Source organism: Candidatus Methylomirabilota bacterium (assembly GCA_036001065.1).
Taxonomy (GTDB): Bacteria; Methylomirabilota; Methylomirabilia; order Rokubacteriales; family CSP1-6; genus MNEF01.
In genome coordinates, this window is record DASYUQ010000200.1 from 1 (window position 1) to 15,460 (window position 15,460).

General features: G+C 70.7%; 13 protein-coding genes. 7 read left to right on the forward strand and 6 right to left on the reverse strand.

Annotated features, from left to right (window positions below):
• Positions 1-25: 25 nt before the first annotated feature.
• Together VGV13_19145 and VGV13_19150 are read right to left on the reverse strand one after the other, a co-directional pair.
• Positions 26-1,300: a phospholipase D-like domain-containing protein gene (locus VGV13_19145; GenBank protein ID HEV8643205.1), complete on the reverse strand. Its 1,275-nt coding sequence runs from the start codon at positions 1,298-1,300 to the stop codon at positions 26-28.
• A gap of 124 nt (positions 1,301-1,424) precedes the next feature.
• Positions 1,425-3,581 carry a glycogen debranching N-terminal domain-containing protein gene (locus VGV13_19150; GenBank protein HEV8643206.1) on the reverse strand — a complete coding sequence of 719 codons (2,157 nt, stop codon included), beginning with the start codon at positions 3,579-3,581 and terminating at the stop codon, positions 1,425-1,427.
• A gap of 49 nt (positions 3,582-3,630) precedes the next feature.
• Between VGV13_19150 and VGV13_19155 the strand changes: the two genes are divergently transcribed.
• Positions 3,631-4,659, forward strand: coding sequence for a glycosyltransferase family 4 protein (locus VGV13_19155; GenBank protein HEV8643207.1), 1,029 nt, complete (start codon positions 3,631-3,633; stop codon positions 4,657-4,659).
• Between the two features lie 54 nt (positions 4,660-4,713).
• Here VGV13_19155 and VGV13_19160 read toward each other — a convergent pair whose 3' ends face one another.
• Both VGV13_19160 and VGV13_19165 read right to left on the reverse strand, forming a co-directional pair.
• The gene (locus tag VGV13_19160) at positions 4,714-5,313 is read right to left on the reverse strand and encodes a peptidoglycan-binding domain-containing protein (GenBank protein ID HEV8643208.1); all 600 of its coding nucleotides are present in this window, start codon (positions 5,311-5,313) and stop codon (positions 4,714-4,716) included.
• Positions 5,314-5,408: 95 nt separating this feature from the next.
• Positions 5,409-6,476, reverse strand: a complete 1,068-nt coding sequence (locus VGV13_19165) for a Gfo/Idh/MocA family oxidoreductase (protein HEV8643209.1) — start codon at positions 6,474-6,476, stop codon at positions 5,409-5,411.
• 186 nt (positions 6,477-6,662) lie between these two features.
• Here VGV13_19165 and VGV13_19170 point away from each other — a divergent pair, with 186 nt between their 5' ends.
• From VGV13_19170 to ligD, 6 genes are all read left to right on the forward strand, one after another.
• Positions 6,663-7,217 carry a hypothetical protein gene (locus tag VGV13_19170; protein HEV8643210.1) on the forward strand — a complete coding sequence of 185 codons (555 nt, stop codon included), beginning with the start codon at positions 6,663-6,665 and terminating at the stop codon, positions 7,215-7,217.
• Positions 7,214-8,770 carry a DNA polymerase Y family protein gene (locus VGV13_19175; protein HEV8643211.1) on the forward strand — a complete coding sequence of 519 codons (1,557 nt, stop codon included), beginning with the start codon at positions 7,214-7,216 and terminating at the stop codon, positions 8,768-8,770. The genes VGV13_19170 and VGV13_19175 overlap by 4 nt, the downstream gene beginning before the upstream one ends.
• A gap of 310 nt (positions 8,771-9,080) precedes the next feature.
• Positions 9,081-12,380 (forward strand): error-prone DNA polymerase, encoded by a 3,300-nt coding sequence (locus VGV13_19180; protein ID HEV8643212.1) that lies wholly within the window; start codon positions 9,081-9,083, stop codon positions 12,378-12,380.
• Positions 12,381-12,418: 38 nt separating this feature from the next.
• The gene (locus tag VGV13_19185) at positions 12,419-12,823 is read left to right on the forward strand and encodes a phage holin family protein (protein ID HEV8643213.1); all 405 of its coding nucleotides are present in this window, start codon (positions 12,419-12,421) and stop codon (positions 12,821-12,823) included.
• Positions 12,820-13,113 (forward strand): hypothetical protein, encoded by a 294-nt coding sequence (locus tag VGV13_19190; protein ID HEV8643214.1) that lies wholly within the window; start codon positions 12,820-12,822, stop codon positions 13,111-13,113. The genes VGV13_19185 and VGV13_19190 overlap by 4 nt, the downstream gene beginning before the upstream one ends.
• Positions 13,113-14,036 (forward strand): non-homologous end-joining DNA ligase, encoded by a 924-nt coding sequence (ligD, locus tag VGV13_19195; GenBank protein ID HEV8643215.1) that lies wholly within the window; start codon positions 13,113-13,115, stop codon positions 14,034-14,036. The genes VGV13_19190 and ligD overlap by 1 nt, the downstream gene beginning before the upstream one ends.
• Positions 14,037-14,272: 236 nt before the next feature.
• On the opposite strand, the gene VGV13_19200 is transcribed toward ligD, so the two are convergent.
• Together VGV13_19200 and VGV13_19205 are read right to left on the reverse strand one after the other, a co-directional pair.
• Positions 14,273-14,941, reverse strand: coding sequence for a M48 family metallopeptidase (locus VGV13_19200; GenBank protein HEV8643216.1), 669 nt, complete (start codon positions 14,939-14,941; stop codon positions 14,273-14,275).
• Between the two features lie 39 nt (positions 14,942-14,980).
• A complete protein-coding gene (locus VGV13_19205) occupies positions 14,981-15,202 on the reverse strand; it encodes a hypothetical protein (GenBank protein HEV8643217.1) in 222 nt (73 codons plus the stop codon).
• Positions 15,203-15,460: the final 258 nt, after the last annotated feature.

The following is a 15,460-nucleotide window of genomic DNA, read 5'->3' on the forward strand; positions in this document are numbered from 1 at the left end:
TTAGTATCAACAAGTTGGAACGGCACTAGAGCTGATCGCGGAGCGGGGCGGTCAGCAGCTCGAGAAAGCGGTCGATGATGCCGCGCCGGCTCCAGCGCCGGTACTCGAGCTTGCGCGAGTGGGCGAGGTCCTCGGCGAAGACCTGCTCGAGGCGGCGCGCCACCGCGGGACTGTAGGCCACCAGGTTCAACTCGTCGTTGAACGCGAAGGACCGGTTGTCGAGGTTCGTGCTGCCTACCGTCGACCACACGGAGTCGATGACCATCGTCTTAGCGTGCAGGAGCGCCCCCCGGTACTCGTAGATCTCGACGCCCGTCCGCAGCATGCGACCGAACTTTCCCCGGCTCGCCTGCCGGACGAGGTTGTGGTCGATCTGGCCCGGCACCAGCACCACCACCCGCACGCCCCGCCGCACGGCCGCCCGCAGGGCGTTGGCCATCCTGTCGTCGGGCACGAAGTACGGATTGGTGATGAGGATCGAGCCCCGCGCCGACGATATGGCGAGGAGGAACATCGTGTACATCGCGAAGCTCCCGCCGGCCGGCGAGCTACGCACGACCTGCGCGTAGACGCCACCCACGGGCTCGAGCGGGCGCGGGAAGTAAGCGTCTCCGCCCAGGACCATTCCGGTCGCCTCCAGCCAGTTCTCGGCGAACGCGCCCTGCAGGTACTCGACGACCGGGCCCCGCACCCCGACGTCGGTCTCGCGCCAGCGATCCTCGATGCGGCCGTTGCCCATCCACTTCCAGCTGACGCCCGAGCCGCCGGTGAATCCGAGGCGACCATCGACCACCAGAATCCGGCGGTGGTTTCGGTGGTTGACCCGCCACAGCCCCAACGGCCCCAACGGGCGGAAGTAGGCGACGTGACAGCCGGCGGTTTGCAGAAGGTCTACGTACTCGGCGGGCATGTTCAGCGTGCCGAAGGCGTCGAGAAGGACGTTGGCGCCGACGCCGGCGCGGCAGCGCTCGGCCAGGGCCTCGGCGATCTCGCGGGCCACCGGCCCATCCTCGTAGTAGTACTGCGCGTAGGTGATCGTCTTTTGCGCCGATCGGATCGCCTGAACCAGGGCCGGGAAGATCTCGTCGCCGTTGAGCAACAGCTCCACCGAGTTGCCACCCACGATGGGCGACGAGGTGTAGGCCTCCAGCGTCGGGAAGAAGGATGGCTCCCCGAGCTTGAGCGGGGGCAGGTACAGGTGGGGATGGACCCGGGAAACGCAGCCCGTCACGGCCACGGCCAGCGCCGCGATGCCGAACGCGCTCTGGAGCCAGACCGGGAACTGCATTCTCCGTTCCACCGAACACGCTCCTAACATCTGCCTTCACGCTCGGCGAGCAGCGGCCGTCACGTGGCAGGTGTCTTGCTCGCTGTCCCCAGGATACGACGGCCATGGGAGGGGCGCACTGATGGTCCGGCTGTTCCTACCGGCGTACCAGCAGCTCGGCGTCCCCGCGCCGCGCGATCAGCTCGACCGACGCCCCGTCCCGGCCGCGGCTGATCCCCAGATCGAAGCTCGACGAGCCTACCCGCAGGTCGTGGATCTCGACCCAGCGCAGCCAGGGCGGAAGCATGGGGCCGTGGCAGGTGAGGCGCCCGCTGGCGGCGTTGGCCTCGAGCCCGATGAGCGCCGTCACCAACTGCAGCACGCTGCCGGCGGCCCAGGCCTGCGGCGCGCACGAGACGGGATAAGCGATGGGCCCGTGGTCGGCGTGGCGCGGGAAGCCACAGAAGAGCTCGGGCAGCCGCCCGTGCTCGAAGCAGCGCGCGGCGTCGACCAGGGCAGTGGCGACGGTGAGCGCGTGCTCGGCCAGCCGGTACCGTCGGAGCCCGGCGACGGCGATCGCGTTGTCATGGGGCCAGACGGAGCCGTTGTGGTAGCTCATCGGGTTGTAACGGCGCTCGCGCGCCGAGAGGGTGCGGATTCCCCAGCCCGAGAACATGTCGGGCGCGAGCAGACGCTTGGCCACGGCCCCGGCCTGGTTCTCGTCGACGACGCCCGTCCACAGGCAATGGCCCGGGTTCGAAGTGATCACCTCGCAGGGGCGCTTGTCGCCGTCGAGGGCGAGCGAGTAGAACCCCTCGTGCTCGAGCCAGAAGTCGCGGTTGAAGGCAGCGCGGAGCGCCTCGGCTCGCCGGCGCCAACGCGCCGCCTCGGTGTCGTCGCCCAGGAGCTGCGCCAGCTCCGCGGCTCCCTCGTAGGCGGCGTAGGCGTAGCCCTGGACTTCCGCGAGCGCGATCGGCGGGCGCGCCAGCGCGCCGTCCGCGTGCATCACCGCATCGCCCGAGTCCTTCCAGCCCTGGTTGCTGAGGCCCAGGCGCGAGCGCGTCGCGTACTCGAGATAGCCGTCCCCGTCGCGATCCCCGTACGTGCTCATCCAGTCGAGCGCGGCGCGGGCGGCCGGCCACAGCGCGCCGGCCAGCGCCAGATCGCCCGTCCAGCGCGCGTACTCGGCCAGCAGCACGACGAACAGCGGCGTGGCGTCGACGGAGCCGTAGTAGGGAATGAAGGGGATCTCGCGGCAGTTCGCCATCTCGCCCCGGCGATACTCGTGCAGGATCTTGCCGGGCTCCTCGTCGCGGAACGCGTCCTCGATGCGCCCCTGCCAGTGGGCGAGGAAGCGCAGCGTGCTCGCCGCCACCTCGGCATGGTAGGGGAGCATCTGCAGCGCGGTGATGAGGCTGTCGCGACCGAAGGGCGCGACGTACCAGGGAACGCCCGCGTAGGGCACGCGCCCCTGCGGAGTGTCGGTGAGCAGCATCTGGAGATCGACCAGCGAGCGTTCCAGGAGGGCATTGAATCCGTCGCTGTCGGTCGTGATGCGCGTGCCGGCGGCGGCCGGCGCCGCGGCCCCCGGGGCCGTCATCGCCGGGGGCGCTGGGGGGCCGCTGGGCCCGTCGTCGTTGGCCGCGGTGACCGTGAACCGGACGCGCAGGGTGGAGTTGGGGACCAGCGTGAGGTGATAGACGGCCCGATGGGCGGCCACCAGCATGGGCGGGGGATCGAACGCCAGCGTGGTGGTGCGGACGACGTCGTCGAGGCCGCGGTACCGCAGGCGCACGGAGCCCCTCTCGCGCTCTTCGTCGAAGAGCCGGCCCCGCTCCTCGCGATGCATGCCGCGGACCTCGAAGACGTCGCGGAAGTCGGCGTTGAAGATCAGCTCGAGCGTCACCTCGCAGGTCTCGGCGTGAAAGCTGGAGATCGTCAGGATCTGGTGCAGGCAGGCCGAGCTCAGTGCCAGGTGGCGATCGAGATAGATCGTGTTGCGCGGGATCCCGACGCCGCGGGGGCCGTCGACGTCGGCGTTGGTCAACCCCACCACGATCCGGTCGTTGCCCGGCGCGATCTCCGCGCTCAAGGGCAGCGGGCGCTCGCCGTTCAGGCGGAGCTCGAGCCACCGTAGGTGCCGCGTGCCCTCGTGATAGAAGCCCAGCTCGCCCTCGAAGTGGGCCGGGAAGTCGCCGCACCGATCGCAGACCAGGAACGACTCGCCGCGCTTGAGCACGAGCTTCTGGATCGTCGCCACCTGCGGGGAGGCTTGGATGTGAAAGTCGGCGGCGGCCGGGATGTGGTCGTCCACGGTGATCTCACCTTCGCGGGCACCCGGCTTGCATCTCGGATGCCACGACATGAAAATCGCCCAGATCGCTCCGCTCTACGAACCGGTTCCCCCGCCGCTCTACGGCGGCTCCGAGCGCGTCGTGTCCTGGCTCACCGAGGAGCTGGTGCGACGCGGCCACCAGGTCACGCTCTTCGCCAGCGGCGACTCGCGCACGGGGGCTCGGCTGGTGGCCCCCTGCTCGCGGGCGCTCCGCCTCGACCCCCGGCGCTCCGATCCGATCGCCCTGCACATGATCGAGCTGGCGGAGGCCTTCGAGCGCGCGTCGGAGTTCGATGTGCTGCACTGTCACGTCGATTACCTGGCCTTCCCGTTCGGGCGCTTCGTCGCTACGCCGCAGGTGCACACGCTGCACGGGCGGCTCGACTTCGAGCACATCGCGCGCGTGTTGGCGCGCTTTGCCGACGCGCCGCTGGTGTCGATCAGCGACCGCCAGCGCGCGCCGCTGGCCCATCTCGATCTTAACTGGATCGCGACCGTCCATCACGGGTTGCCGGTGACCGACATCCCCTTCCAGCCGAACCCGCGCGGCGACTACCTGGCCTTCCTGGGACGCATCTCCCGCGAGAAACGGCCCGATCTGGCCATCGCCATCGCCCGGCGGCTGGGCTTGCCCTTGCGGATGGCCGCCAAGGTCGATCCGGCCGACGCCCAGTACTTCGAGGAGATCCGCCCGCTGCTCGATCATCCGCTCATCGAGTTTCTCGGCGAGATCGGCGACCGCGACAAGTGGACGCTGCTCGGCGACGCCCTCTGCCTGCTGTTTCCCATCGATTGGGCCGAGCCGTTCGGCCTCACCATGATCGAGGCCCTGGCCTGCGGGACGCCCGTGGTGGCCCGTTCCTGTGGCTCCGTGCCCGAAGTGATCCGCGACGGGGAGGTCGGGAGCATCGCCGACTCCATCGAGGACCTCGTCGCCGCGATCAAGCGCATCGACGTCATCGATCGTGCGCGCTGCCGCCGCTATGTCGAGGAGCACTTCTCCGTCGGCGTGATGACCGATCGCTACGAAGCGGTGTATCGAAAACTGGTTCGGTGAGGGTGGGGGCGAAGGCCGGGACGTCGCGTCCCGGCCTTGGCGCCGGCCGGCGACTTACTTCTTGTCCTTGGTCGCCGCGCCTTCCTTGCCGGTCTCGGACCCGGGCGTCGTCCCCGACGCGCCTGGACCCGTCTTGGGCGACGCGGCCGGGCTCGACGGCTCGGCGGCGCCGGTCTTGCCCTCCATGCCGAGCTTGGCGGTCGTCTCCGCGTCCAGGCGTCCAGTCTCCTGGAGGCCCTGCGACTTCTGGAAATCCTTCAGAGCCGCCTGCGTCTTGGGCCCTATGACGCCGTCGACCGGGCCCGGATCGTGCCCCTTGTCCTTCAACGCCTGCTGCACGGCCTTGACCTGCTCGCGGTCGCCCCCGCGCGCGGCGCGGTCGCCTTTGCCGCCGCCCATCTTCTTCTCGGGCTGGGCGGCATCCGACTTCGTCTCCGGCCGGGCGGCATCCGGCTTGGTGGCGTCCGTACCGCCCGTGCCCGGTGATGCCGCGGGCGCGCCGGAGTCGCCGGGCTTGCTGGTCCCCCCCGGCATCGACTTCTCGGTTCCCGTCTTGGGCGCGGTGTCGCCACTGCCGCTGCTTTGCGCGAACGCCGTGCCGGCGAGCATGGTGCCCGCGGCCATCAGCGCGAGTACGCTCCTCCATGTCTTCATGTGCATCCTCCTTCCAAATCGTTGGACCTGTTTGCGCAGTGATTCGCTCGCGGAGGAGGGGAGCAACCGACGTGCCACCAGGGGCGGAAGCGGTCTCAGCCTACCTGGCGGCGGTCGATGGGCGACTCGGCGGCCGGGGGTGTCTCGACCCGGCCCAGGCGCGGCAGCGTCACCGGCCGCCCGTCGCGCGACGAGCGGTAGATCGCCTCCACCAGGCGCGTATCTTGTAATCCCTCGATGCCGGAGGGCTCGGGCTGGCGCTCCTCGCGGATCGCGTTCGAGAAGTAGGCGATCACGGCCGCGAACTCGTCGGTGTGCTCGAACGCGAGCTCCTGGCGTTCGCCCTGCTTGACGATGGTCACCTGGGTGGGCGCGCTGGCCTCGTAGGGGTTGGTGACGTGGATCCAGCCCTCCTCGCCCAAGATCGTGAACCGCGAGATCGGCTCCTCGCCGAAGCTGGTGTGGAAGTGGGCCAGCCGGTCGTCGGGGAAGCGGATGAGGGCCACGGCGCTCTCGTCCACGTCGCCGCCGTAGCGCCGGCTGGTGCGGGCGGTCATGGCCATCACCTGCGCCGGCTCGGAGCCGAGCAGGCTGCGCGCGGCATTGATGCATTCGACCCCGAGGTGGTAGACGGTGCCCCCGCCGAGCCGCCGCTGCAGGCGGATGCTGTCCGGGTCGTCGACGCGGGAGGTGAAGTCGGAGCTGAACGTCTTCGGGAGGCCGATGTGGCCGCTCCGCACGAGCGCGACGGCCTTGAGCACGGCCGGACGGAAGTGCAGGCGGTAGGCGATCATCAGCTTGACCCGGTTGGTCTGGCACGTGCGGATCATGCGGCGGCACTCGTCGGCGGTGACGGCCATCGGCGGCTCGCACAGCACGTGCACCCCCGCCCGCGCGGCCTCCACGGCGTAATCACAGTGCAGGGAGTTGGGCAGGGTTATGTACAGGACGTTCACATCGTCGCGCTGCAGGCACTGGCGCAGGTCGTCGTAGTGATAGGCCGCCGCGCGGAACTGCTGGGCGACGATCTGAGCCTTGGCCCGGTCGCCGGAAATCACCGCGACAAGTCGCGAATTCTCGGCCGTTCGAGCGAACGCGGGCAGGACAGAGGTGCGCGCAATGGTCCCCAGACCGATCACCGCGTACCCAATCTGCTTGGCCATTTCTAGTGCTTTCGCGTCGGATTTCAAACGTTCACAACAGGTTGGGGTGCAAGCGAGGGGCCATGTACCCGTGTGCCGGGGGGCCGTGGAGAGGACCCAATCACACCGTATCTGGGGCTCCTCGTGAGCATACGCCCCCATATCTGTGGGCTTGCGTGATACTCAACACGTGATAAGCATTGAGCTGTGGTTCTGAGCGGCGAGATCACCGAGATCGTGGGAAGCCTCGGGTCGGGGCGCACCAGCCTGCTCACGTCCTGCCTGCGCGACGCCACGCGGCGGGGCGCGATCGCCGCGCTCGTCGATACCGATCAGGCGTTCGATCCGGCGTCGGCCGCGCGGGCCGGCGTGGATCTCCGACGTCTGCTGTGGGTGCGCTGCGGCGGCCGCCGGAGCGCCGCGCTGCGCGCGGCCGATCTGCTCGTGGGCTGCCCGGGGTTCGCGTTGATCGGGCTCGATCTCGGCGAGACGCCGCCGCGCCTGCCCCTCACGCTGGCGTTTCGGTTGCGGCTGGCGGCCCGCCGCGCGGGCACGGCATTGGTGATCCTCGCCGGTCGACGCATCGCCGGCCCCGGCGCCTCCCTGGCTCTGCGAACCACCCGGCGCGCGCTCGAGTGGACCGGTCCTGGTCCCGTGCCCACGCGGCTGGCGCGCATGGGCACCACGGTGCAGGTGGTTCGTTGCCGTGGCGGACTCCGCGCGATTGCGGTGCCGGACGCGACGTGGTGGTGGACCGCGTGAGCGCCGGGAAGCGAGTCGCGTGCGTGTGGGTGCCGTTCTTCGCCGCGGCGGCCGCCGAGCGCTGCGAGTCCGCGCTCGTCGAGCGCCCGCTGGCGATCGTGCGGGGAATGCCGCCCGCCACCGGCGTGGTCGAGGCGAACGCAGCGGCGCGCGAGCGCGGCGTGGCGCCGGGCCTGACGGAGACCGAGGCCCGGGCGCGCTGTTCCGGCCTCGTGACCCGCGAGTTTTCCGAGGAGCAGGTGGCCTCCGCGCGGCACGCGCTCCTCGAGGCGGCGCTCGCCGTTTCGCCCCGTATCGAAGACGCGGGGCCCGGGCTCGTCTACGTCGACATCGCGGGGCTCGGCCGGTTGATCGGCGACGAGGCGGCCATCGGCGAGCGGCTGGTGCGCCACGCCCGGGCGGTCGGCCTGAGGGCGCGCCTCGGCATCGCGGGAAGTCGCACGGCCGCGCGGGTCACCGCCCGTCAGGCGACAGCGCGGATCGTCGCCGTTCCTGCCGGCGGTGAGCGCGGGGCTCTGGCCGCGGCGCCGCTCGCCGTCCTCGATCTGCCCGCCCAGCTCGAGACGACGCTGGCGCGCTGGGGCGTGACGACGCTGGGCGAGCTGGCGGCGTTGCCGCGCGCGGGGCTGGCCGAGCGGCTGGGGCCCGCGGGCCTGCGCGCTCACGACCTGGCGCTCGGGCGCGACACGGATCCGTTTCGTCCCTACCTCCCGCCGCCGTTCTGGGAGGAAACGCAGGGCCTGGACTGGGAGATCGACGATCTCGGCGCGCTGGTGGCCGTGCTGGGCCGGACGCTCGAACAGTTGTGCGCCCGGCTCACGGCCGCTCACGTCTGGGCGGACAGGCTCGACGTCCAGCTCCAGCTCGCCACGGGCGCGCGGCACGAGCGGACGATCGCGCTTGCGCAGCCGACGTGCGAAGTCGCGTTGATGCTCGCGCTCATCCGCTTCGAGCTGGTGGCGCATCCTCCCCCGGCGTCGGTGACGGGCGTGGTTCTGAGCGCCCGCGTGGTCCTCGGCCAGGCCGGGCAGGGAGGACTGTGGCAGCCGCCCGCGCCGAGGCAGCGCGATCTCGCCGCGCTGGTCGCGCGCCTGGCGGAGCTGGTCGGGGGCGACAATTTCGGATCGCCGGAGCTCGTCGATTCCCACCGTCCCGACGCGGTGGCGCTGATCCCGTTCTCGCCGCCCGATGAAAATGCAGACGGCCGGGGCAGCTCCGGGGGCGGGGCGGCCGTCTCAGACCCGTGGGGTTCCGTGGTCGAGGATGGCCGCCCCGCCCCCGGGACCCACTCGCAGTTGATGTTGCGGCGATTGCGGCCGGCGCCGCGAGTCGAGGTCGTGACCGATGGGGAGTGGCCCCTGCGCGTGCGACGGCGCGATGTCGCCATGCGCGTCGTCGCCGGTGCCGGCCCCTGGCGCGTCTCCGGTGAGTGGTGGGACGCCCACGGCTGGGCCCGCGACGAGTGGGACCTGCTCCTCCACGACGGCACTCTCTGCCGGCTCGCCCATGACCGTGTGACCGGCGCCTGGATGCTCGATGGAATCTACGACTGAGCGGCGCTGAGCGTGGCTCGCCGGGGTGGAGCAGGCCGCGGAGCGGTGGGGGCGGGTGGCGGGCGCTGCCGCCCCCGTTTGCCAGATGCATAGCGTGAGCCGGGCGGCGTGGAACGGGTGTGCGGGTGGCGTCGGCGAAGGTCCCCGCCGTCGGGAGTGTAGGACTCCCCGCCTGCGCGCCAGAGTATCGAGGCCTGGAGTGAGCGTGGTGAGTGACCCCGGCCGCAACGTGAGTCGCCAGCCGCGAGGACGGCGGGGGGCCGAGCCGACGACAGGCCCCGCACACCCGGTTCACTCAGCCCGGTGAGCGATGTTCGTCGAGCTGCACGCTCAATCGGCGTTTTCGTTTCTCGAGGGTACCGAGCAGCCCGAGACGCTGGTCGCCGAAGCGGCGCGCCTGGGCATGCCCACCCTGGCGCTCGTCGACCGCGACGGGCTCTATGGCGCCCCGCGCTTTTACCACGCGGCGGTGCGCGCGGGCCTGAAGCCCCTGGTCGGCAGCGAGCTGACGCTCAGCGACGGCTCGCGCCTGCCGCTCCTCGTCGAGGACCGGGAGGGCTATCAGAACCTCTGTCGCCTCATCACGCGGATGAAGCTGGCGGCTCCCAAAGGCGAGGCGGCCCTCGCGCTCGACGATCTCGAGCCGTACGCCCCGGGCCTCGTCTGCCTCACGGGGGGCGGCCGCGGCCCCCTCGCGCGGCGCCTCGCCGCCGGCGATTGGGAGGCCGCGCGCGCGTCGCTCGACCGCCTCGTCGGGATCTTCGGCCGCTCGAACTGCTTCGTCGAGGTCCAGCGCCACTTCGATCGCGAGGAGGAACGGACGCTCGAGGGGCTGGTGGGGCTGGCGCGGGCGGCGCGCGTGCCCCTCGTCGCCACCAACCAGCCGCTCTACGCGCGGCCGGGCGGCCGGGCCGTCGCCGACGTGTTCACGTGCATCCGGGAAAAGACCGATCTCGATCACGCCGGTCGCCAGCTGACGGTGAACGGCGAGCGCGGGCTGCGCGCCGAGACCGAGATGGTGCGCGCGTTCCGCGACCTTCCCGAGGCGCTCCACGCGACGGGCGAGCTGGCGCTGCGGCTCGGCTTCACGCTGAAGGACCTCGGCTACCGCTTCCCCGATTACCCGCGGCCGCCCGGCCAGTCGCCGCACCGGCACCTCGAGGAGCTGGTGGCGGGTGGCGTGAGGCAGCGGTACGGCACGGGGCCGCTGGCCGCGCGGGCGCGGCGTCAGGTCGTCCACGAGCTCAGCATCATCGGCCGGTTGGATCTCGCCGGCTACTTCCTGATCGTGTGGGATATCGTCGAGTTCTGCCGCGCGAACGGCATCCTCGTGCAGGGACGGGGCTCGGCTGCCAACAGCGCCGTCTGCTATGCGCTCGGCATCACCGCGGTCGATCCCGTCAAGATGGACCTGCTCTTCGAGCGCTTCCTCAGCGAGGCACGCGGCGAGTGGCCCGACATCGATCTGGACCTGCCGAGCGGCGAACGGCGGGAGGCGGTCATCCAGTACGTCTACCGGCGCTACGGACGCCTGGGCGCCGGCATGACGGCCAACGTGATCACGTACCGCGGGCGGAGCGCCGCGCGCGAGGTGGGCAAGGCGCTGGGGCTGCCCGCCGACATGCAGGACCGCCTGGCCTGCCTGGCTCCGAGCTGGGGCTACCAGGACCCGGACGATCTGCTGACGAAGCATCTCGCCGAGGCGGGCTGCGATCCCCGTCACCCGCGCATCCGCACGTTCGCGGCGCTGTGGACGCGCATCCAGGATCTGCCGCGCCATCTGGGCCAGCACTCGGGCGGCATGGTGATCGCGGCGGGCCGGCTCGACGCCATCGTCCCCCTCGAGCCCGCCACCATGCCGGGCCGCGTCGTCATCCAATGGGACAAGGACGACTGCGCGGCCTTCGGCATCATCAAGATCGACCTGCTCGGCCTGCGGATGATGTCCGTGCTCCAGGAAGCGATCGAGCTGGTGCGCGAAGGGGGCGGCGACGTGGATCTGGCGCATCTGCCCGAGGACCCCGCCATCTACCGGATGCTCCAGGGCGCCGACACGATCGGCGTCTTCCAGGTGGAGAGCCGCGCCCAGATGGCCACGCTCCCGCGGATCCACCCCGAGCGGTTCTACGACCTCGTGGTGCAGGTGGCGATCATCCGGCCCGGCCCCATCGTGGGCGACATGGTGCATCCGTACATCCGCCGGCGGCGGGGACGCGAGCCGGTCACGTATCCGCATCCGAGCCTGGAGCCGATTCTCGAGCGCACGCTCGGCGTGCCGCTGTTCCAGGAGCAGCTCTTGCGCATGGCGATGGTCGCCGCCGGCTTCACCGGTACCGAGGCCGAGGAACTCCGCCGCGCGTTCGGCTTCAAGCGGAGCGAGCAGCGGATGAAGGAGGTGGAGGTCAAGCTCCGCGCCGGGATGGCCGGACAGGGGATCACCGGCCAGGCCGCCGAGCAGATCGTCCACGCCATCACCTCGTTCGCCCTGTATGGTTTTCCCGAGTCGCACGCGTCCAGCTTCGCGCTCCTGGCCTACGCCAGCGCCTACTTGAAGGCGCGCCACCCCGCCGCCTTCTACGCGGCGCTCCTCAACAACCAGCCGATGGGCTTCTACCACGCGGCGACGATCGTCAAGGACGCGCAGCGCCATGGCCTGCGCATCCTGCCCATCGACGTCACGCGCTCCGAGTGGCTGTGCACGACGGAGAATCTCGCGGGCTCCGGGGCGAGGGACATTCCTCGCTCAGAAAACCCCACTTCGCTCGGAACGTCCCCCGCCCCGGACCCGCACGAGTCATCGCATCGGCACGTCGGTCGGGACGCGTCGCGGGCGGTGGGCGGGAGCGAGGCGGTGGCGGATGGCGCGGGCGTGGCGGTGCGGCTGGGGTTGCGCTACGTCAAGGGACTGCGCGAGAGTGCCGGACGCGCGATCGTGGCGACGCGCGCGCCGGGGCCCTTCAGCTCGCCCCACGACCTCGCGCGGCGGGCGGGACTCGAGCAGGACGAGCTGGCGGCCCTCGCCGCCATCGGCGCCCTCAACACGCTCGGCGGCACCCGACGGGCGAATCTCTGGGTGATCGCCGCGCCCGCGCTCCCCGAGCTGTTGGTCGGGGGGGAGTCCGCGAGCCCGGCTCGCTCTGGGGATGAGCCGTCCGAGGCGCCTAGCGGCTCCGCGCCGCATCCGCTGCGCGAGATGAACGCCGCCGAGCGACTGGCCGCGGATTACGCGGGAACGGGGGTGACGCTGGGGCCGCATCCCCTGGCGTTGCGCCGCCGAGCGCTGGCGCGCCGGGACGTCGTCCGCGCGCGGGATCTCGCCGGTCTCCCCCACGGCCAGTGGGTGCGGGTGGCCGGCAGCGTCATCGTGCGTCAGCGCCCCGGCACCGCAAAAGGGTTCGTGTTCTTGAGCCTGGAAGACGAAACGGGGATCGCCAACGTCATCGTCACGCCGCAACTGTTCGCCCGGCAGCGGCTCACGCTGGTGGCTGCGCCGTTTTTACTCGTAGGGGGAATTTTACAAAAGCAGGACGAGGTGATCTCGGTCCGCGCCGTCCGCGTGGAGGCCCTGCCCGGCCTCAGCCCCCACGTCCCGTCCCACGACTTCGGCTAACTCCGCGTGGCAGTCAAATTGCTTTCTTTTTTCCAAGGATGGGCACCCTTCATCCGCTCCGCGTTCCCCAGCCGACCGACGCCGACGGCATCCTGGCGTCGCTGAAGCGTCTCGTCCAGCTCGAGCTGGAGCTCGGCCTGGCCGAGACCCGCGAGCTCCTCCTCGCCGCCGTGACGGCGGCCGCGCTCGCGGTGTCCGCCGCGGTCGCGCTGATCGCCTCGCTCGTCCTGCTGCTCGCCGCCGCCCTGGCGCCGCTCTTCGGCGCGCCGTGGGAGCATCTGGTCATCGCCGGCGGTGGCGTGTTCCTGCTGGCCGCGGCGACGCTCGGGTGGAGCGTGCAGCGGCTCCGATCACTGGGCTGGCCGCGCCGCACGCCGGCCTCGCTCGTGGAGAACTTCCGATGGCTCGAAGCACAGCTGAGATCCAGGCTGAGATTGCGGTGACGCGCGCCGCGATCGCGCAGCGGCTGGACGCGCTCCAGCGTCGGGCGCCGCCGCAGTGGTGGATTCCCGTTCTGTTCGTGGGAGGTGGCGTGCTGGCCGGCGTTGTCTTCTCCCGGATGCCGATCCTCCGTGTGCTCGGGGCCGGCGCCCGTGCGGTCCAGGTCGGCGTCAACGTCGCCACCAGCCTCGCCCTCGTACAGCGCTTCCTGACGTCGCCGCGCGCCGAGGGGGCGCGCTCTGATGTGAAACCCGCGGTCCCGCTACGCAACACGTTGCGGCGCGCCTCGTGATGGGACCGCGCGTCGGCGAGGTGGACGGCCGTCGGATCCTCCTCAGCAATCCCGAGGCGGTCCTGTGGTCAGAGGATGGCGTGACCAAGGGCGATCTGGTCGCCTACTACCTGGACCTCGCCGACCACCTGCTCCCCTTCCTCGTCAACCGGCCGCTGAGCCTGCTCCGCTTCGCCGGCGCGTCCGAGTGCGTGTATCAACGGACGGCGCCGCCCGGGCTGCCGCCGTGGATTCCCACGCGCCGGATCCGGACCGACCAGACGGCGCTCGGCTACGCCGACTACGTCATCGGCAGCGACCGCGCCGCGCTGGCCTATCTCGTGAACCTGGGCTACATCTCGTTCCATCCCTGGGGTTCGACCGTCGACGCGGTCGACCGGCCGGATCAGCTCCTCTTCGACATCGACCCGACCGCGATCGCGTTTCGTGAGGTCCGCAACGCCGCCTTGCTCGTGCGGAGCCTGCTGGGCGGGTTCAAGATTCGCAGCTGGGTGAAAACGTCGGGCGGGCGCGGCCTGCACGTCATGGTGCCGATCGAGCCCGTCTACACGTTCGACCAGGTGCTGGTGGCGGCGTCGACCATCGCCCGCATGGCCCGCCAGCGCGAGCCCTCCCTGTTCACGTTCGACATGCGGCGGGCGCGGCGCCGCGGCAAGATCCTCATCGACGTGCTGCGCAACCGACGGGGGGCGACCCTGGTGAGCCCGTTCGCCGTACGGGAGTACAGAGGGGTGACCGTCTCGATGCCGGTGGACTGGCCGGAGCTGGAACGCGGCCTCTATCCGGAGGACTTCCACCTGCGCAATGCGCGGGAGCGGCTCCGCGAGCGGGGCAACCCGCTGGCGACGCTCTTCGCCAGTCGCCAGTCCCTCACCCCGTTGCTGGAGAGCGGGCGGGCGCGCCGCGCCCGCCCCTCGGCGTAGCGGACGGGGCGCCGCCGGTTCGCGGCATGTCGGGGAATAGCGTGATGAGTCGTCCGGACGCGTTGCTGGGAGAGGTCGAGCGCGGGCCTTGCCCGCGCAATCCCTGGGGGGAGTATCGGAAGGGGGGGGCGAAGCCCCCCTCCGAGTCTTCTAGTGCCGTTCCAACTTGTTGATACTAAATCTGTCCACGAACGACGTACACGGTGCCTTCCTAGGCGCGAATAGTTGGAACGGCACTAGCGCAGGCGCCGGAGCGCTTCGATGCGGTCGCCGGTCGCCGGATGAGTCGACAAGAACCCGCCTCCGCCCGGCCCCGCCGTCTGCATGAGCCAGCTGAGCGTGTTGATCATGACCTCTTTCGGCTGGCCGATCCGCCGCAACAGCTCGACCCCGTGCCGGTCGGCGTCGTACTCCTCGTTCCGGCTGTAGCCCCGGGCGACGAGGGCGCCGGCGATCGGCGTGATCGCGCCGCTGCCGGGGATGAGCTGGTCGAGGATGATCATGCCGATGTTGAGGCCGGCCCCCAGCGCTTGGGCCTTGGCCAGGTGTCCCAGGTCGTCGTGGGCCACCTCGTGGGCCAGCACGCCGAGCAACTGCTCGTCGTTGGCCTTCTGGAGCAGGCCCGTTGTCACGTAGAACTCGCCCCCGCCCGCGTTGGCGGCGTTGATGTTCGGGTCCTCGACGATGCCGACCCGCGCCTGGTTCAGCGAGCGCGGGTGGTTCATGGCGCGGATCAGGGGCACCATGACGCGCTGCAGGCGCTCGGCCTGGGCGGGGTCGACGGGTCGAGCGGCCGGGCGCCCGGCCTCCTGGCGCGGGCCCGGGGTGGGCGACGCGACGGGGCCGGCGCACCCCGCCGCCAGCAGGGCCAGGCAGAGGAGTCCGCCGATCGGCTTGAGGGTCATCGGTCGTTGCCCTCCATGGCGTCTTTTACACCGCGCCTTCTACTGGTTGGCTGCGATCGCCCCGACTTCGTCGTCGGCGATCGCCTGATCGAGGCAGTCCAGGAGGGCCTCCCCGCAGGAATCGCTCGTGCGGCCGGCGGCGCCGCCGAAGTAGTCGATGTAGCGGTCGATTGCGCGCGGGCGATCGGGCTTGAACAGTCGTGTCGGGCACCTGCGCGCAAGCACCGACCCTGAGTGGCTGGTCATGCTGGGATGTCCCATTGGAATCCTCTCCGAGAGTGGCGGTGGTTTGGCTGTGATGTCCTGCAGCGCCCGTGCCAGGCCGAAAATGCGCACCATTGTCGCTCTGAACGCAGAGTCAGTTGAAAAGCGTTCCATTCTTTGGGTGGCGTCGTTTCACCAAAGCGCCAACGACAGCCGCGACAGGGTCAACAGTTCAACAAAACCACGCATAAAAGGCGGGCGTTTGTAGACTCGGCGCTCTTGGCACGCAGAGTGCCTTTCCAGTGAGCCAGCCCC

What these genes read in the sequence shown, in the direction of transcription:
- VGV13_19155 (HEV8643207.1), top strand. Translation starts at nt 3,631, where the DNA reads ATGAAAATCGCCCAGATCGCTCCGCTCTACGAACCGGTTCCCCCGCCG.
- VGV13_19160 (HEV8643208.1), bottom strand. Translation starts at nt 5,313, where the DNA reads ATGAAGACATGGAGGAGCGTACTCGCGCTGATGGCCGCGGGCACCATG.
- VGV13_19185 (HEV8643213.1), top strand. Translation starts at nt 12,419, where the DNA reads ATGGGCACCCTTCATCCGCTCCGCGTTCCCCAGCCGACCGACGCCGAC.
- ligD (HEV8643215.1), top strand. Translation starts at nt 13,113, where the DNA reads ATGGGACCGCGCGTCGGCGAGGTGGACGGCCGTCGGATCCTCCTCAGC.
- VGV13_19200 (HEV8643216.1), bottom strand. Translation starts at nt 14,941, where the DNA reads ATGACCCTCAAGCCGATCGGCGGACTCCTCTGCCTGGCCCTGCTGGCG.
- VGV13_19180 (HEV8643212.1), top strand. Translation starts at nt 9,081, where the DNA reads ATGTTCGTCGAGCTGCACGCTCAATCGGCGTTTTCGTTTCTCGAGGGT.
- VGV13_19165 (HEV8643209.1), bottom strand. Translation starts at nt 6,476, where the DNA reads ATGGCCAAGCAGATTGGGTACGCGGTGATCGGTCTGGGGACCATTGCG.
- VGV13_19205 (HEV8643217.1), bottom strand. Translation starts at nt 15,202, where the DNA reads ATGGGACATCCCAGCATGACCAGCCACTCAGGGTCGGTGCTTGCGCGC.